Genomic DNA, 20,079 nt, shown 5'->3' with positions numbered 1-20,079 from the left:
TCGGACGACGCTGGTTCGGGCTGGCCGATGACCTGGAAGAGAGAGGCTATGGGGTCAGCAGAGAACACCCATCATGCCACCGAGACCCAACCCGTATATCTGGAACTCACCGCAGCTCAGCGTGGGATGTGGTTCGCCGAGAGCCTCTCTGCCGACTATTCCGTTACCGTTGCTCAGTATCTCGATATCCGCGACCGGGATCGGCCACTCGATCGCGAGATCTTCGAGAAGGTCGTTGTCGAGAACGCGCGTGTTCGCGAGTCCGCGTTCACCAGAATCGACGAGGTCAATGGGGTACCGATGCAGGTTGTCGATCACGGGATCGACAACCGTCTGGACTTTCTCGATTTTCGTGATCGGCCGGACCCCGTCGCTGCTGCGCGTCAGTGGATGAACGACGACTATCAGCGACAAATGGATCTGCGTACTGATCGATTGGTTGTTTCCACGCTGATCAGGGTCGCCGATGACCGCTCATTCTGGTACGTGCGTGCACATCACATCGCCATGGACGGCTACGCCGGTCTGACCGGCGTACGCGAGACCCTTGATCGGTACAACATGGCGCTCGCGGGTTCGGAATACGTTTCGAAACCCGCGGCGACGTTGGCGGAGATCCTCGCGGACGACAAGAAGTACATCGAGGGCTCGCGTCGACAGGCGGACCGCGAGCACTGGGTCGCGCGCGTGCGCGACCTGCCCGAGCGTGTCACGCTCGCACAGCAGTCGGCGGCCGCGCCGCTGTCCCCGGTCAATCTCGTGGCCGGAGGTGAGATGAGTGCGCAGCAGCAGGCCGCCCTCGATCGCGTCGCGTCGGACCTCAACACGTCCACGGCAGTCTTGTTGACGGCCGGATTCTCCGCCTATCTCGCGCGCATGGCCGGCACCGATGACGTGGTCCTGAGCCTTCCGGTGACGGGGCGGGCCTCCGCCAAGATCAAAATGGGCAGCGGCATGCTCGCCAACATGCTGCCGGTACGTGCACGTGACGTGTCGCAATTGACGATGACCCAGCTCATCGAACAGCTACAGCTCGAACTCACCGGCGCTCTCCGCCATCAGCGTTATCGGTTCGAGGACATCCGTATCGATGCCGGGCTGCAGGATGCCAACACGGCATCGTTCGGTCCGATCGTGAATCTCATGTTCTTCGACAAGCCGATCGAGATGATCGGTGCGACGGTCGACTACCAGATCCTGAGCTCGGGAATCCTGGAAGATCTGCGCCTCAACGTCTATCAGGCAAGCCCAGGGGCCCGGCTCGTCGTCGACCTCCACGGCAATCCCAACCTGTACACCGCCGACGAGCTGGAGGGGCACTCCGAGCGGTTCCTGACCTTCCTGGGTCGCCTGTTCGCCGGTCTCGACACGCTGATCGGTGACGTCGACCTCCTTCTCGCCGGAGAGCGGGAGGAGATGGTCGACGTCGGGCGGGGTCCCGAACTGGCGCTGCCGGAGACCGTCACCCATCTGCTCGCCCCCTTCGAACGCAACGTGCGCGATCACGGAGAACGGGTCGCGGTCGATTTCGAGGGTCGACGGTGGACCTACGCCGAGTTCGATCGGCTGCGTGGTGTGCTGACCGGTTATCTGGCGTCCAACGACATCGGCCGGGGCGACCACGTCGTCGTGGCACTCGACCGGGGCGTCGCCCAGGTCGCCGCGATCTACGCGGTGCTGACGATCGGCGCCGCCTACGTGCCCGTCGATCCCGCCCAACCGGACGAGCGGCGGCGGCTGATCGCCGAGACGGTCTCCGCGCGGGTGGTCATCGATGACGCGTCGCTGCGGACGATCGGCTTCGACGCGATCGCGACCGGGGCCGCCTCCGGCGACAACGAGTGGCCCACGGACAGCGCGGTCGGCGGGGGCAGTGAAGCCGCCTACGTGCTGTTCACCTCCGGGTCGACGGGTACACCGAAGGGCGTCCAGGTCTCGCATTCCGCGGTCATCAACCGACTCGCATGGATGCAGGGCAACTACCCGTTGAGTGCCGGGGACCGGGTGCTCTACAAGACCCCGTTCACCTTCGACGTCTCGGTGTGGGAATTGTTGTGGCCGTTGGCCCAGGGGGCCGAGATGGTCATCGCGCGGCCCGACGGCCACCGCAATCCCGAGTACCTGCTGGACCTGATCACACAGCAGCAGGTGAACGTGCTGCACTTCGTGCCCTCGATGCTCGATGTCTACACGGAGGTCTTGCAGAACGAGGGCCACGAGATCCTCCTGCCGCCCACGGTACGGCGGGTGTTCACCTCGGGTGAGGCGCTGCCGCGGCTGCTCGCCGATCGCGTGTTGACCGGCTCGTCGGCCGAACTGGTGAACCTGTACGGGCCCACCGAGGCCGCGATCGACGTGACCGAACAGCGGGTGGTGGTCGGCGATGGTCCGGTGCCGATCGGCCGGCCGGTCGCGAACACCGACACCTACGTTCTCGACACCCGCCTGTGTCCTGTCCCGGCCGGAGTCGCGGGCGAACTGTATCTGGCGGGCTGCCAATTGGCGGACGGCTACGTCGGGCGGACCGATCTCACGTCGGATCGATTCGTCGCAGACCTGTTCGGTCCCGCGGGCACGAGGATGTACCGCACGGGTGATCTGGTCCGCTGGAGCGCCGACGGCGAACTGCATTACCTGGGGCGCACCGACTTTCAGATCAAGATCCGCGGCCAGCGCATCGAGCCGGGCGAGATCGAAGCGGTACTCGACGCCATGCCGGGGGTCGACGCAACCGCAGTCGTACCCCGCACAGACCTCGGCGCCGGACCGGTGCTCGTCGCGTACCTCCGCTCCGATGATCAGTCGGTGAGCGAGGCTGCGGCTCTGTCGTGGTGCCGTCGCCATCTGCCCTCGCACATGGTCCCGTCCGCCGCGGTGCTGCTCGAGCAGTTCCCGATCGGCACCGCGGGCAAACTCGACCGCAAGGCCCTGCCCGCACCGGACCTCAAACCCGTCGTCAGTTACGAGGCGCCCCGCACCCCGATGGAGCAGACCCTGGCGACGCTCATCGGCGAGCTGCTCGGTGTCGAACGAGTCGGCCTGCGCGACAACATCTTCGCCCTCGGTGGCGATTCGCTGATGGCCGCTCGACTCGTGTCGCGGGCACGGATCGAACACAACGTCCGGATCGACCTCACCGACGTGTTCGTCTCGGTCGATGTCGGCGAGATCGCCGAACGGTCCCGCAAGGGTGGGGCCGACGGTCGACCGCCGCTGACCAGAGTCGAGCCGCGTCCCGACATCATCCCGCTGTCGCACTCGCAGACCCGGCTGTGGTTCGTCAACCGGATGGATCCGGGTGCAGGCACCTACAACATGCCCGGCGCGGTGCGGCTCGGCGCCGATGTCGACATCGCCGCGCTCCAGCAGGCGCTCGCCGACCTGGTGGAACGACACGAGACCCTGCGCACCCGCTTCGGATCCAGTGGCGGCGAACCGGTGCAGGAGATCCTGCGGCCTCATGAGGCCGTGAGCTTCCTCGACGTCGAGGTCGGTGTCGTCGACGACCGGCTCGACGAGGTGATCGCCGCCGAGGCCGCCCGTGGTTTCGACCTGGTGCACGAGATCCCGTTCCGCGTTCGGATCCTGCGCGATCGCCAGGGTTATGTGGTGGTCTTGGTGCTGCACCACATCGCCGGTGACGGATTCTCACTGATGCCGTTGATCAGGGATCTCTTCGTGGCCTACACGGCGCGCCGGGACCGGACGCAGGCGCAGATGCCACCTCTGGCGGTGCAGTACGCGGATTTCGCGGTCTGGCAGCACCAGCTCCTCGGTGATCCGGAGGATCCCACGGAGATCGCGACCGAGGGTCTGCGGTTCTGGGAAGAGGAGCTGGCCGGGCTACCTGGTTTCCTCCCGCTGCCCACCGACCATCCCCGGCCGCATGTGGCGTCGGGCGCAGGCGGCTACGTCGACACCTCGCTCGATCCGGACCTGGTCGCCGGCATCCGGACATTGGCGCGTGACCACAACGTCACACCGTTCTCCGTGCTGCACGCGGCGTTCGCGATCCTGCTCGCGCGCTGGGCGGAGGTCGACGAGGTCGCCATCGGGACGGCCGTCGCCGGCCGCGATGAACCCGAGACCGCCGATCTGGTCGGCATGTTCGTCAACACGGTGGTGTTACGGACGTCGATCTCGGCGGGGGACACGACGTCAGAGCTGCTCGACCGCGCGCACACCACCCGCACCCGGGCGATGCGTCACTCCTCCATCCCGTTCGAGCGAGTGGTCGAAGCCGTTGCGCCGGAACGGTCCGCTGCCCACACTCCGCTCTTCCAGGTGTCGTTGACGATGCATCCCGGGCAGGCGACGGCGCTCGATCATTGGGTGGAATCCGCACAGATGCTGGATGCCCGTGTGCCGTCGGCCAAATTCGATCTGTCGATCACTGTGACCGATCAGGTCGGGTCGTCGGGTCTGGACGTCGAATTCGCATATGCGGCAGATATTTTCGACCATCGGACCATCGAACGTGTGGCCGCGCAGCTGAACACGATTCTGCGAACGATCGTCGAGACGCCGAATCGGCGGATCGGCACCATCGATCTCGTCGACGAGGCCGAGCTCGAAATGCTCACCCGCCACCCCAAGGCGCCTGCCATCCCGGAGACGCTGCGCGACCTGCTGTTCTACGGTGTCGCGCAGGCGAACCCGGCTGCGGTCGCCCTGAGCGGGGCGGTCCGGATCACCTGGTCGATGTTGGAGGCCGGCACCAATCAGCTGGCTCGCGAGCTCGTCGCCCGGGAGATCGGCCCGGGTGATGTGGTGGCGATCTGCATACCGCGCTCGCACGAGTCGGTGATGGCGATGCTGGCCGTGGCGAAGTGCGGTGCGGCCTTTGTCAGCATCGACCCGGCCCATCCGGCCGGGCGGCTTGCCGAGATCCTCGCCGACAGTGGAGCACGACTCGGGCTGACCACGCTCCCGGTCGCGTCCAAGACGCCGCCCGGTGTGGAATGGATGGCGATCGACGACGAGTCGGTGGAGCTGCAGCTGGCCGGGCACAGCGGTGCCCGCCTCCGCGCCGACGAACTGGTTCGCGCACCCGGGGTCGACGATCTGGCGTACCTGATCTACACCTCCGGTTCCACCGGACGCCCCAAGGCGGCGGCGCTGAGCCACCGAGGTCTCGCCGGCCTCGTCGCGAATCAGAAGAAGATCCTTCGTCTGGACAGGCGTTCCAAGGTCCTGCACGTGGCGTCGCCGAGCTTCGACGCCTCCATCTTCGAGATCCTGATGGCCCTGTGTAACGGAGCGGAGCTGGTGGTCAGCCCCGCGGGCGTGTTCGGTGGCGACGAGCTGGCCGAACTGATCGACCGGCACGGGGTGTCCCACGCCGTCATGACACCGTCGGCATTGGCCACGTTGGAGCCGGCCGCCGTGCCGCACCTGACCCGTGTGATCAGTGTCGGTGAGGCATGCCCGCCGGACCTGATGCGGCGCTGGGCGAGAGCGGGACGTGCATTCTTCAATCTCTACGGGCCGACGGAGGTGACGATCTGGGCCACCGCCGCCGGACCGTTGCACGATGGCGACGAGGTCACCATCGGTCACGCCGTCCCCGGCGTCGGGACACTCGTGCTCGATCCGGCGCTGCGTCCGGTGCCCGCCGGAGTACCCGGTGAGCTGTACCTGTCCGGCATTGCGCTCGCGCAGGCCTACCACGGTCGAGAAGACCTCACTGCCACCCGCTTCGTCGCGAACCCGTTCGCGCCGGGGGAGCGCATGTACCGGACCGGCGACCGTGTGGTCCGCACCGCGGGCGGAAACCTGCGGTACGTGGGGCGCACCGACTTCCAGCTGAAGATCCGTGGCCTGCGCATCGAGCCCGGCGAGGTCGATGCCGCGATCGCGCGTCACCCCATGGTGAGTGAGGTGGTCAGCCTCGGTGTCCCCGGACCCGGCGGCGATGACGTTCTGGTCGCCTACGCGCGCCTGGTCGAGGGCGCCTCGGCCGACCCCAAGAGAATCCTCGAACAGGCCGCGACCCATCTGCCGAGCTACATGGTGCCGCACTCCCTGGTCATCGTGAAAGAGTTCCGTCTCACGACATCTGGAAAGATCGACCGCAGATCCCTTCCGCCGGTGGACTTCACAACGTCCGCCCGGTATCGCGAACCGAGTTCGCAGATGGAGGCGGTGGTCGCCGGGATCTTCGGGCAGGTTCTCGGACAGGACCGGGTCAGCGCCGACGCCGACTTCTTCGATCTCGGCGGTAGCTCGTTGTCCGCGACCAAGGTGACCTCACGTCTGTCGGCTCTGCTCGATCGGCCGGTACCGGTGAAGTTGCTCTTCGAACGCCCGACCGTGGCGACGCTGGCCCAGGCGCTCGCAGGCGGGCCCACCGGTCACGGCGCGCCGCCGCTGCTCGCCCGTAGTCGCGCGGAGCTGGTGCTGGTCTCGGGGATGCAGCGCGGGCTGTGGCTGGTCAACCGCTCCGATCCGGGATCGGCGGCGTACAACGTCGCGATGGCGCTGCGGCTCACCGGCGACCTCGACGTCGCCGCGCTGCAACTGGCCACCACCGACCTGGTCCGGCGGCACGAGTCGCTGCGTACGACCTATCCGATGATCAACGGTGAGCCGATCCAGGTGATCATGCCGGCAGATGTCGTGGAGAGCGAACTCACCGTGGAGCTGCGCGATGTCGGGTCCTCACTCGAGGACGCCATCGCGCGGGTCACCGGTGAAGGATTCGACATCACCACCCGGCCACCGGTGCGCGCGGTGTTGCTGCGGATCTCGGGGAACGAGCACGTCCTCGTCTTCGTGGTCCATCACATCAGCGCCGACGGCGCATCGATGTCACCGCTCGCACGGGATCTGATGACCGCCTACGCCGCCCGCAGCACGGGGGCCGAGCCGGCCTGGAAGCCGCTGCCGGTGCAGTACGCCGACTTCAGCCTCTGGTTGTCCGAACGTCTGGCCGTCGTCGACGGCGACGGCATCACCGAAGAGGAACGCCAGCTGGCCTACTGGGACGAACGGCTGGCCGGTGTCCCGGAGCGCCTGGACCTTCCCCATGACCGACCGCGGCCGAAGTCGCCGACCTTCCGGGGTGACTCGGTGGACTTCGAGATCCCGGCCGCCATCGTGGCGCAGCTGGATTCTGTTGCGCGCCGGCATCACACGACGGCGTTCATGGTCATTCACGCGGCCTTTGCGGTCCTGCTCAACCGAATGTCGGGTGCCACCGACCTCGTGATCGGCACGCCGTTCGCCGGCCGTGGCGAGCAGAGCCTGGACGACGTCGTCGGGATGTTCGTCAACACGCTGGCGCTGCGTACCCAGATCGACCCGGGTGAGCGATTCGTCGATCTGCTCACGCGGGTGCGCAACGAGGACCTCGCGGACATGTCGCACACGGATGTGGCCTTCGACAACATCGTGTCCCGCACCCTGTCCAAGCCGCCGACCTCCTACAATCCGATCTATCAGGTCATGCTCGCCTTCCAGGACGTGGATTTCCCCGTGCTGCAATTCGATCGGCTGACCGTCTCGCCGATCCACGAGGAGCTCACCTCGGCGAAGGTCGACCTGCAGCTCACGCTGTTCCCGAACGATCCGGAGCGGGACGGGCGTGGGGGCGCGATGCGCGCGCAGTTCCTCTATGCCACAGATCTTTTCGAGCACCGTACGATCGACCGGATGGCGGCACGCTATCTACAGGTGCTGGAGTCGGTGGTATCCGAGCCCGAGGCCACCGTCGGCGACGTGAGCATTCGTCTCGGTGACGAGCAGCTCGCGTCGGCCGACCATGCCGCCGACTCGGAGGCCGGGCTCGCCGATCTGGTGTCGACCGCGGCGGCGGCCGACCCCACAGCGATCGCGATCAGCGGCCCGCCGGCGCTGAGCTTCGGTGACCTCGACGTGATGATGGCAGCCATGAGTCCCACAGCGCCCGATGCTGATTCGGCGTTGACGATGGCGGCGATGACTCTGGTGCCGGGTCTGGCCGAGGCCGGACCCGACGGCTTCGACGCGGTACTCGCCGAGCTACGTGAACGTGCCGACACGGTGGTGACACGCGGCGATCATTCGACGGATTCCACTGAGTCGGAAGGCAGCGAACGGACGTGACAGGAATCGGTTTGGACGCGGTGGACATTTCTACGGGATGGGGGCGGCGTCCGCCGACGCGAGACCTGATCACCATCGCGGCGCAACTCGAGCCGGAGACCGTTGCGTTCACCGGGGCCGGCAACGCGATGACGTTCGCGGAGTTGAACACCCGCGTCTCCGCGACCGCCTCGGTGTTCGAGGCACGTGGACTGGACACCGAGGCCGCGGTGAGTGCGATCGTCACCGGGCTGATCCGTCGGGACGGTTTGGACCCGGCCGGTATCGCATCGGCGATCCGGGCCGCGGTCGACGAGATCCGGCAGCGCGCGTGTGCCGTGGCCGGCACCACCGACTGGGGGTCGTTGCCGGGGATCTTCCGTTCGGCCGTGCACCGTTTCAGTTCTCGGGTGGCGGTGACCGATCTCGACGGAGGCTCGTTGACGTATCGGGAACTCGACGAGCTCTCCGATGCGGTGGCCGCCGGTCTGCTCGCCGCCGGCGTCCGGCCGGGTTCTGTGGTCGGTCTGGCGACTCCGCGCACCGTCGAGGTCATGGTCGCGATCCTCGGGATCCTCAAGATCGGTGCGGCCTACCTGCCGCTGGACACCTCGCACCCCGCGGATCGCCTCGCGTTCATCGTCTCGGACGCGGCACCGGCGCTCATCATCACCGATCACGACGGACAAGAGGCACTCGGCTTCCTGGAGGTCGATCGGCGAACCATCACAGAGCTGTCGGCGGCGTCGGACGACCGGGACCTGCCGGATGTGATCGATCCGCGCGCCGCGGCGTACCTGATCTTCACCTCGGGGTCGACCGGTCGGCCCAAAGGTGTTGTGGTGGAACATCGGAGCGTCGTCGGGCTGATGTCGGCCGCCCAACGGCACTACGGGTTCACCGAGAACGATGTGTGGACGATGTTCCACTCCTACGCCTTCGACGTCTCGGTGTTCGAGATGTGGGGCCCGCTGCTGTTCGGTGGGCGGCTGGTGGTGGTCGACTTCCTGACGACGCGCAGCCCCGACGAGTTCGCCCAACTGCTGATCACCGAGTCGGCGACGGTGGTCTCGCAGACACCGTCGGCGTACTACCAACTCGCGGCCGCGGTGCGGCCGGGATCGTCGACGCAACTCGCCGCGACCGTGCGCTACATGGTCTTCGCCGGCGAGGCACTGGATTTCGCCCAGGTCCGTCGCTGGTACTCCGATCGCCTGGAGAGCGACGGTCGGGTAGGCCCGGTGCTGGTCAACATGTACGGCATCACCGAGACCACCGTGCACTCGACCTTCCGTGCACTCGATCCCGATTTCGTCCAGTCCGCCAAGGGCTCTGATGTGGGGCAGGGCCTCCCGGAGCTGACCATCCACCTGCTCGACGACCGGCTGCGCCCGGTCCCCGACGGTGTGCCCGGCGAGATCTACGTCAGCGGCACCCAGGTCACCCGCGGCTACCTGGGCCGACCGGGACTGTCGTCGATCCGCTTCGTGGCGGACCCGTTCGCCGCGGATGGCAGCCGCATGTACCGCAGTGGCGACCTCGCCATCGCGCGCGAGGGCAGCCTGGAGTACCTGGGTCGATCCGATGCTCAGGTCAAACTCCGCGGCTTCCGCATCGAACTCGGCGAAGTCGAGACAGCGCTGCTGGCCACCTCGGGGGTGGACGCCGCGGCGGTCGCGGTCAAGCGCCGCGACAACGCCGACGAACTGCTCGTCGGCTACGTCGTACTCGAGTCCGAGGAGGCGACCACACCGTCGGAGGTGCGTATCGCCGCGGCCGGCCTGCTGCCCACCTACATGGTGCCCGACGTGGTGATGGTGATCGATCAGCTGCCGCTGACGGTGAACGGCAAACTCGACCGCCGGAATCTGCCGGAGCCCGAGATCAAGGGCACCGCGGAGTATGTGGCCCCCAGCTCGGAAACGGAGAAGATCCTCGCCGAGATCGTTGCCGACGTGCTCGACCTGGAGCGGGTCAGCGTCGGCGACTCCGTCTTCGACCTCGGTGGCAACTCGCTGGCGGCGGCGCGCATCGTCGGCCGGGCCGCCGAGGCGTTCAACGTCGAGCTGTCGGTCCGGGATGTCTTCGACGTCCCGTCCGTGCAGGGGCTGGCCGATGTGATCAGCGGGCGCGGGGTGGGGCTGGCCCCGGTGGTGGCGGTGGCGCCGCGTCCGGAGCAGGTGCCGGTGTCGTTCGCCCAGGCACGCATGTGGTTCATCAATCAGTTCGACCCGTCGGCGTCGACGTACAACATCCCGGTGCTGTTGCGGTTGACCGGGCCGGTGGACATCGACGCATTGCACACCGCGCTCGTCGATGTCGTGGTGCGTCACGAGGTGCTCCGCACGGTGTTCCCGGCGGTGGACGGGACACCGGTCCAGGTGATCTGTGCCGCCGACGAGGTGTCCGAGCGACTGGACTGGGCCGTCGTCGGTTCGGAGAGCGAGCTGGTCGCCGCGATCGCCACCGGCTTCGACGTGACCGCGCAGTGGTCGATGCGGGCGCGGGTGTGGCAGGTGGCGGCCGAGGAGTACGTGTTCGGTCTCGTGGTGCATCACATCGCCGCCGACGGCGAGTCGATGGGACCGTTGGTCGCCGATGTGGTGACCGCGTACGCGGCGCGGGTCACCGGCGCGGAACCGGAGTTCGTACCGCTGGACGTGCAGTTCGCCGATTTCGCGATCTGGCAGCACGAGGTTCTCGGTACGGCCGGCGATCCCGAGTCGGTGGTGGGGCAGCAGATCGCCTACTGGTCGTCGCAACTCGCGGGACTGCCGGACGTGCTGGAGCTGCCGACCGATCGGCCGCGACCCGCCGTCGCCTCCCAACGTGGCGCGCAGGTGTCCTTCGAGGTCCCCGCGTGGGTCACCGATCGCATCGCGGTGGTTGCACGCGAGTACGGCGTCACCCCGTTCATGGTGGTGCACGCCGGGCTGGCCGTGTTGTTGGCCCGGCTGTCATCGTCCGGCGACATCGCGGTGGGCACGCCGATCGCCGGCCGCGGTCAGCGGGTGCTGGATCCGTTGGTCGGCATGTTCGTCAACACCCTGGTGCTGCGCTCGACGGTCGATGTGGGAATGCCGTTCGCCGAGTTGCTCGATCAGGTGCGGGCCACCGATCTGGAGGCCTTCGCCCACGCCGATGTGCCGTTCGAGACGGTGGTGGAGGCCCTTGCCCCGGTTCGGTCGGAGGCGTTCGCCCCGCTGACACAGGTCTTGCTCTCGTTCGACCAGTCGGTGCTCGCCGAGTTCGCCGCAGGCGGCGTGCTGGCGCATGACGTCGGCGGCATCGAGGTGAGTTCCGTTGCAGTCGAGGATATTCCGGCCAAGGTTGACCTGACGGTCGGTATCACCGACGCCGGTGACCGATGGCAGGGAAGCCTGATCTACGCCACCGATCTCTTCGACGCGGCGACCGCCGAACACATGGCGACGCAACTCGTCCGGCTGCTCGACCAGTTGACCGCGGATCCGGCTCTGCCGGTGGGCGACACCCACCTTCTCTCCGACGACGAGGCCGCCGGGTTGCTGCCGGTGCGGGGCGGGCGTGCCGCCGCCGCGCGAGTGCCCGCGGAGGTCTTCACCGACATCGCCCGACGCCATCCCGATCATGTCGCCGTCACCGACCAGACCGGTGCGGTGCTCACCTATGCCGAGCTGGACGCACGGTCGAATCGGCTGGCCCGCCGGCTCATCGCGCAGGGCGTCGGTACCGAGTCGCTGGTCGCGCTGGCGATCGGGCGGTCCGCGGATCTGCTCACCGCGATGTGGGCGGTGGCCAAGGCCGGTGCCGGGTATCTGCCGATCGATCCCGAGTACCCGGTGGAACGTATCGAACACATGCTCACCGATTCCGGGGTGCGCATCGGCTTGACCACAGATGCTGTGCGCCAGGGCCTTCCGTCTGGTGCGGACTGGTGGTCGATGGAGGACATCGGATCACCGGGCGTATTGGCCGGCCACGACGCGGCGGCGATCGGTGACGACGAGCTGCTCGCACCGAGGCATCTCGATGCCGTCGCCTACGTCATCTACACGTCGGGTTCTACCGGCACCCCCAAGGGGGTGTCGGTCACCAACCGCGGCATCCACAACTTCGCCGTGGCGGAGATCGCACGCTTCGGTGTGGACGCCTCCTCGCGTGTTCTCGGGTTCGCCTCACCGAGCTTCGACGCATCCATCCTCGAATGGTTGCTGGCCTCGGCATCCGGTGCGGCGCTGGTCTATCGGCCCGACGGCGTACTCGGCGGGGACATGCTGTCTGCATTCATCTGCGAACAGCGTCTCACCCATGTCTTCCTGACGCCGTCGGTGCTCGCGACTCTGGAACCCGAGTCCGTTCCGGACCTGGCCGTCCTCATGTCCGGCGGTGAGGCGGTGTCGCAGACGCTGGTCGATCGCTGGGCTCCGCGGCTCGCCTTCTTCAACGCCTACGGTCCCACCGAGGCGTCGATCGCCGTCGCGATGAGTCACGCGCTCACCGCCGGGCGTCCCGTGCACATCGGTGGTCCGATCGACGGGGTCGGACTGCTGGTGCTCGATGCCCGCCTGCATCCGGTGCCGGTCGGCGTGGCCGGTGACCTGTATGCCACCGGTGTCGCCCTCGCCCGCGGTTACCTCGACCGTCGCGGCCTGACCGCGGAACGATTCGTGGCCGACCCGCACGGTGGACCCGGTGACCGGATGTACCGAACCGGCGACGTGGTCCGGTGGACGCGGACCGATGCGTCACAGCTGGTGCTCGAGTATGTCGGCCGCAGTGATGATCAGGTGAAGCTGCGTGGTCTGCGCATCGAGCTCGGTGAGATCGCCGCGGTCCTCGAATCGCATCCGCAGGTCACTGCTGCGGTGGTGATCGGCGTGGGCGGGTCGGTGGCCTCCGCGCTCGCCGGATACGTGGTGGCCGAGCCGTCCACGGACATCACCGCGCTGCGCGACCACGTCGCCGAACGCTTGCCCTCCCACATGGTGCCCGCGAGTCTGCAGGTGCTCGACGCCCTTCCGCTGACACCGGCGGGCAAACTGGACAAACGCGCACTGCCCGCTCCGGTGATCGAGACCGAGAGCGCCGCGCATGTGGCGCCGTCGTCGTCGACCGAGGAAGTACTCGCACAGGTCGTCGCCGGCGTCCTGGGCGTCGATCGGGTCAGCGTGGTGGAGTCGTTCTTCGCGCTGGGCGGCGACTCGATCTCATCGATCCAGCTGTCGTCGGCCGCACGGGCGGCGGGTCTGTCGCTCTCGCCGCGGGACATCTTCGAGCACAAGTCGGTTCGCGCGATGGCGCAGGCGGTCACCTCTGGGGGCGAGCGGCTGCCACTGCTGGACGAGCCGTCGGGTGGATCCGGCTCCGTGCCGATCTCACCGGTCGTCTCCTGGATGATCGAATCATCGGATTCGGCAGCGGATTTCGCCGATTTCTCGCAGGCTGTCGTGCTCATCTCCCCGGACGGACTCGACACCGAGACGCTGTCCGGTGTCCTGGGTGCGGTCGTGGATGCCCACCCGATGCTCTCGGCGCGCCTCACCGACATCGACGGGCGGTGGGTGCTGACCGCCGGCGTCGGTTCGCGACCGGTGGTGCGTCGTCAGACGACGTCGGCGGCCGCTGGGTCCCCGGAGTTCGCCGACGCGATCACCGCGGCGCATGCGGATGCCTGCGGACGGCTCGACCCGTCGGCCGGGGTGCTGGTCTCTGCGGTCCTCGTGGCGGGCGCCGACGCGGCGCGCATCGTCCTCGCCATCCACCACGTCGGCGTCGATGCGGTGTCCTGGCCGATCCTGATCGAGGACGTGATCACGGTGTGGGCCCAGGTGCAGGCGGGCGGGCCGCTGCAGGTGCGGCCGGAGGTCACCTCGGCGCAGGCCTGGCACACGGCGTTGGCCGGTCAGTCCGCCGACCGGACACACGAGTTGGAGTACTGGGAGTCACGGCTGGGTGCACCGACCTCGTTCGGCACCTCGTTCGACCGGGTGCGGGACCGGTTCTCGACACTCGGCTCGGTGCGGCACCGAGTGGACGCCACGGTCACCGAGGCGTTGGTCACGGTGGTGCCGGAGGCGTTCGGCGGGCACGTCAACGACGCGCTGCTGGCCGCCCTGGCCCGGGCCGTGCGGTCGTGGCAGCAGTCGCGGGGGATCGGCGACGACTCGCCGGTCGGCGTGTTGCTGGAGGGCCACGGGCGCTATGAGGAGCTCGCGGCGGCGGGCGCGGACCCGCGGCGGGCGGATCTGGCCCGGACCGTCGGATGGTTCACGACGATTGCGCCGATGGCTCTCGATCCGGCCGACGACGTGGTGCATGCGGTGAAGGCCGCCAAGGAGGAACGGCTCGGACAGCCCGATCGCGGAGTCGGTTTCGGATTGCTGCGCTTCGGTGGTGACGGCCGGATGGCGGGGCGCGCGCTGCCGTCGATCGGATTCAATTTCTTCGGTGCGGGCGGTCGCGGCGGTGCGAACGACACCGTGGTGCCGTTCATGGCGGATCCGGACGCCCCGGCGCTGCCGGCGTCGGTGTCGGGCGCGATGGCGGCGATGAATGTCCTCACCGTGAATGTCGGGACCCGCCAGAGCATGCATGGCCGTGAGCTGTCCGCGGACTTCCTGTTCGTCGAGGGCATCCTGTCCGCCGAGGACGTCGCCGGGCTGGCGGATCGGTGGTCGGCCGAACTGACCGCCATCGTGGATGTGGTGTCACATGACCGAAACGTCGGTTTGTCCCCGTCCGACGTTCCGGGAACCGCTGTGTCGCAAGCGGATCTGGACCTGCTGTCGTCCCGGTGGCCGGACGCACCCATCTGGCCGCTGTCCGCGCTGCAGAAAGGCCTCTATCTGCAATCCGCGCTGGCCGGCCCCGACATCGACGACTCGGTGGATGTGTACGTCAGCCAAGCGGTGCTCCGCCTGCGCGGAGATGTCGACGAACAGCGACTGCACGCAGCCCTCGACACGCTCGTCGGACACCATCGCGTGCTGCGGTCCGCGTTCGTGCAGACCGAGGGCGGTGCGGTGGTGTGCGTGGTCCCCGGTGACGTCCGAGTGCCGTGGCGCACCATCGATCTGGGTGCCGTCGGTGAGTCCGAACGTCGCGCTCGTGTCGATGAGGTGACCGCACACGAGCGGGTGACACCATTCGATCTGGCCGCGCCACCGCTGCTGCGGGTGGTGCTCGTACGCGACGCGGGGGGCGTCAGCGTCGTCATCACCAACCATCACATCCTGTTCGACGGCTGGTCCGGTCCGCTGGTGCTGGCCGATCTGATCGCCCTGTACGCCTCGGGTACCACCTACACCGGCCAGATCGGCACGGGCAACGGTGATTTCGAGGACTATCTGAAGCACATCGCCGGGATCGACGTGACGGACGGTCTGGCCGCGTGGCGCGAGGTACTCGCCGACGTCGAGGGACCGACGCTCGTGTCGCCCGGTACCCGGGCGACGATGGCGTCGTTGCCGAGAAATCACCAGGTCATCGTCGACGCCGAGCTGACCGCCGCCGTCGAGTCGCTGGCCCGGTCGACCGGGGCGACCGTGGCGACGGTGTTGCAGTTCGCGTGGGCGGTGCTGTTGTCGCGGCTGACCGGCAACCGGGTGGTCGCCTTCGGTGAGACGGTGTCGGGCCGACCGGCCGACCTCGAGGGCGTCGAGTCGATGGTCGGACTGTTCATCAACACCCTGCCCGCGGTGGTGGACGTCGATCCGGCGGCGCAGGTCAGCGAGGTCCTGGCCCGCCTGCAGGAAGCCAAGGTGTCGGTGCTCGACCACCAGCACCTGGGTCTGCCCGAGCTGACCGCACTCACCGGTGTCCCCGGACTGTTCGACACGCTGACGGTGCACGAGTCGTATCCGGTGGACACCGAGTCGCTCTCGACCACCGATGCCGCACTCACCGGCGGACTCGACATCGCCGAGGCCGTCGTCAGCGACTCGACGCACTATCCGTTGAACATGATCACCTCCCCGATGGCCGATCAGCTCTCGATCACGCTCAAGTATCTGCCGGATGCCTTCGCGGACGAGCAGATCCGGGTGTTCGCCGACGCGGTGGTCGAGATCCTGCGCGCCGCGGCGTCGGCGCCGGACACCCTGGTGGCCGACGTAGGAATGCTGACCGCCGACGAGAGTGCCCACATCGGCGACTGGTCCGTCGGCACGACCATGGCCGTGCCCTCCGGTTCGGTGGCGGATGCGGTTGCCGCACAGATCCTCCGGTCGCCCGACGATGTCGCCCTGATGTTCGAGGAGCGGTCCCTGACGTATGCCGAATTCGGTGCCCGGGTGTCGGCACTGGCCCGAGAGCTCATCGCGGCCGGCGTGGGACCGGCGGTGGCGGTCGGTGTCGCGCTGGATCGCTCGGTGGAGATGGTCGTCGCGATCCACGCGGTGGTCGCTGCCGGCGGCCAGTATGTCCCGATCGACCCGACGGTGCCCGCAGACCGTGTGCAGTACATGGTGGAGACCGCGGCCGTCGGCGTCGTGCTGGTCGGGGCGGGCGCCGTCCCGTCGTCGGTGACGCATCTGCGTGACGCGGTCGCGGTGATCGAGGTCGACGCCTCGGGCGAGGTGGACCTGTCGGTGGCGGCGGTCACCGACGCGGACCGACTGGCGCCACTGCGACCCGACGATGCGGTGTACACGCTCTTCACGTCCGGGTCGACCGGGCGTCCGAAGGGTGTGACGGTGTCGCATACCTCGGTGCTCAACCGCCTCTGGTGGGGTCTGGACGAGTACCCGTGGTCGACCGGCGATCGCATCGTGTTGAAGACGCCCTTCACGTTCGACGTGTCGGTGCCCGAACTGTTCGCCCCCGTGATGACGGGGGCGACGATCGTGGTGGCGCGGGCCGGCGGGCACGCCGACCCGGCGTACATCGCCGATCTCATCGCACACCACCGCGCGACGTCGGTGCACTTCGTGCCGTCGATGCTCTCGGTGTTCCTGGATGTCGTACCGGCCGAGAAGATCCGGGCCCTGGACTCGCTGCGCTGGCTGTTCTGTTCCGGCGAGGCGCTGCCGCCGGCGGTCGTCGCCCGCGCCCACGATCTCCTCGGCCGGGTCCGGATCGTCAATCTGTTCGGCCCCACCGAGGCCGCCGTCGAGGTGGCCTACGTCGACGTGACCGACGCTCCCGACGTCGTGCCGATCGGTGTTCCGGTGTGGAACACGTCGACCCACGTGCTGGATGCGCGGTTGCGGGTGGTGCCGCCGGGGGTGCCCGGCGAGCTGTACCTGGGTGGCGTGCAGGTGGCCCGCGGTTACGAGTCGCGTCCGGGGCTGACGGCCGAACGATTCGTCGCCGACCCGTTCGGTGCAGCGGGGGCACGGCTCTATCGCACCGGTGACCTCGTCCGGTGGGATGTCGACGGCTGGATCGAGTATCTCGGCCGCACCGACTTCCAGGTGAAGTTGCGGGGCCAGCGGATCGAGCTCGGCGAGATCGAGTCGGTGATCGCCTCGGCGCCCGGCGTGGTGCACGCGGCGTGCACCGTGGTCGAGACCCCCGGCGGTGGACAGCATCTCGTCGCGTACGTGTCACCGTCCACGGTGGACGAGACGGTGGTGCGGGACGCGGTCACCGACGCGCTACCGGAGTACATGCGGCCGTCGGTGTGGATGTTGCTCGATGACATCACCCTCAACAGCGCAGGCAAACTCGATCGGCGGGCGCTGCCGGCGCCGGTGTTCGAGACGACCGACCACGTCGCGCCGGCAACCGCCGCCGAGGTGACGGTCGCTGCGGTCGTGGCCGAGGTGCTCGGGGTCGAGCGGGTGAGCGCGACCGACTCCTTCTTCGATGTGGGCGGCAACTCGCTGTCGGCGATGCGGGTCGCGGCCCGGGTGGCCGACGAGTTCGGCGCCGAGGTGACGGTGCGCGACCTGTTCGATGCCCCGACCGTGCGGGACCTGGCGGCCGTGGTCTCGACCCGAGGCGCGGGTCGCGCGCCGCTGGTGGCGCTGACCCCGCGGCCGGCCCCGATCCCGTTGTCCTTCGCGCAGACCCGGATGTGGTTCATCAACCGGTTCGAGCCCGGGACCGCGACCTACAACCTCCCGGTCGTGCTGCGTCTGACCGGCGACCTCGATGTCGACGCCCTGCGCGCGGCCGTCGTCGACACCGTGGTGCGCCACGAGGTGCTGCGGACGAGCTTCCCGGCCGTCGACGGTGTGGGAGTGCAGGCGATCGATCCGGCCGATCTGGTCGACGAGCGGCTCGACTGGGCGGTCGTGGATACGCAGGCCGAACTGGACGCGGCTGTGACGGCAGGCTTCGACGTGACCGTCGACTGGCCGCTGCGAGTGCGGCTCCGGCGGGTTTCCGACGACGAGTTCCTGTTCGCATTGATCGCACATCACATCGCGGCGGACGGCGAGTCGATGCTGCCGCTGATCACCGACGTGGTGGCGGCCTATGTGGCACGGGCCGCCGGGCGGGCACCGGAGTTCGCGCCATTGGCCGTTCAGTTCGCCGACCATGCCATCTGGCAGCACACCGAGCTCGGTTCCCCCGATGCCCCCGATTCTGTCGTCGGCCGCCAATTGTCCCATTGGACAGAGCAACTCGAGGGCGTTCCGGAGGTGCTCGACCTGCCCGCGGACCGGGAGCGGCCTGCGGTCGCATCCCATCGCGGTGCCCGCGTCGAATTCACGATCGGCGCCGAGGTCGGGGAGCGGATCCGGACAGTCGCCCACGAGTTCGGCGTCACCCCGTTCATGGTGGTGCACGCCGGATTGGCGGTGGTGCTGGCACAGTTGTCGGCCACCGACGACATCACCGTGGCCACACCGATCGCCGGGCGTGGGCAGGCCGACCTCGACCCGCTCATCGGTATGTTCGTCAACACGCTGGTGCTGCGGACCCGGGTGGAGCCGTCCACGAGTTTCGCCGATCTCCTCGACCGTGTCCGGGTCACCGATCTCGACGCGTTCGCCCACGCCGACGTCCCGTTCGAGACGGTCGTGGAGGCGCTCGATCCGTCGCGATCCGAAGCGTTCGCGCCACTGGCCCAGGTCATGCTGTCGTTCGACCCGGCCGCCTCCGCGGAGAAGACCGACATCTCGGTCGGCGGACTCGAGGTCCGCGCGGTCGAGCCGGACTGGGTACCGGCGCAGCTGGACCTGTCGGTGACGGTCGGTTCGGCGGACGCCGCCGACGACTGGCCGTGCTCGATCGTCTACGCCACCGACCTCTTCGACCGTTCGACGGTGCAGACGATGACCGAGCGGTTCACCGCCGCCTTGGCGGCGCTGGTCGCCCGCCCGGCCACCGCGGTCGGCGACGTGGATCTCGTGACCGCGGACGAACGCACGGTCGTCGAGAACTGGTCGCGGGGTGCCGTGGTCGACGTGCCCGCCGAGCTGGTCCCGGATATCGCTGCCGCCCAGGCGATCCGAACGCCGGAGTCCACCGCTCTGGTCTTCGAGGGCAGAGTCGTGTCGTACGCGGAGTTCGGCGCCCGGGTGTCCGTGCTGGCCCGTGAGCTGATCGCGGCGGGTGTGGGACCCGGGGTCACCGTGGGTGTGTCGCTGCACCGCTCGGTCGAGCTGGTCGTCGCCGTGCACGCCGTCCTCGCGGCCGGCGCACAATACGTGCCGATCGATCCGGACACCCCGCTCGACCGTGCGGAGTACATGACCGTGACGGCCGGCGTCGCGGTCATCCTCGTGGCGGCCGGTGATGGAGCTGTCGCGGCGACGGGGGAGGGCGTGTCGGCGATCGAGGTGGATGCCACCGCAGATGTCGACGTTTCCGTCGCGCCGGTGACCGATGCGGATCGCCTGGCCCCGTTGCGTTCCGACGACGCCGCTTACACCCTGTTCACCTCCGGGTCGACCGGTCGGCCGAAGGGCGTCACGGTCTCACATCGCGCACTGACGAACCGACTGCGGTGGTGCCTGAGCGAGTTCGGGTGGTCTGCCGATGATCGGGTGATGCTCAAGACCCCGGTCACCTTCGACGTATCGGTGCCCGAGCTCTTCGGCCCGGCGATGGCCGGGGCGACGACGGTCATCGCGCGACCGG

The 20,079-nt window shown here is 68.3% G+C and carries 2 protein-coding genes (1 of these 2 running past the window's edge); both read left to right on the top strand.

The features are described from left to right. The first annotated feature begins 48 nt into the window (after positions 1 to 48). Positions 49 to 8,085: an amino acid adenylation domain-containing protein gene (locus tag ACVT6V_RS25270; protein ID WP_489896822.1), complete on the top strand. Its 8,037-nt coding sequence runs from the start codon at positions 49 to 51 to the stop codon at positions 8,083 to 8,085. Beyond that, positions 8,082 to 20,079: the beginning of a non-ribosomal peptide synthase/polyketide synthase gene (locus tag ACVT6V_RS25265; RefSeq protein WP_489896821.1), read on the top strand. The gene runs 12,947 nt beyond the window's last position; only the first 11,998 of its 24,945 coding nucleotides appear in the window; its start codon is at positions 8,082 to 8,084; its stop codon lies off the right edge, out of view. Before ACVT6V_RS25270 ends, ACVT6V_RS25265 begins: the two co-directional genes overlap by 4 nt.

This window comes from Gordonia sp. LMA167 (assembly GCF_058130025.1).
The sequence above is the reverse complement of the archived record's forward strand: the minus strand, read 5'-3'. Positions and strand labels throughout refer to the sequence as shown.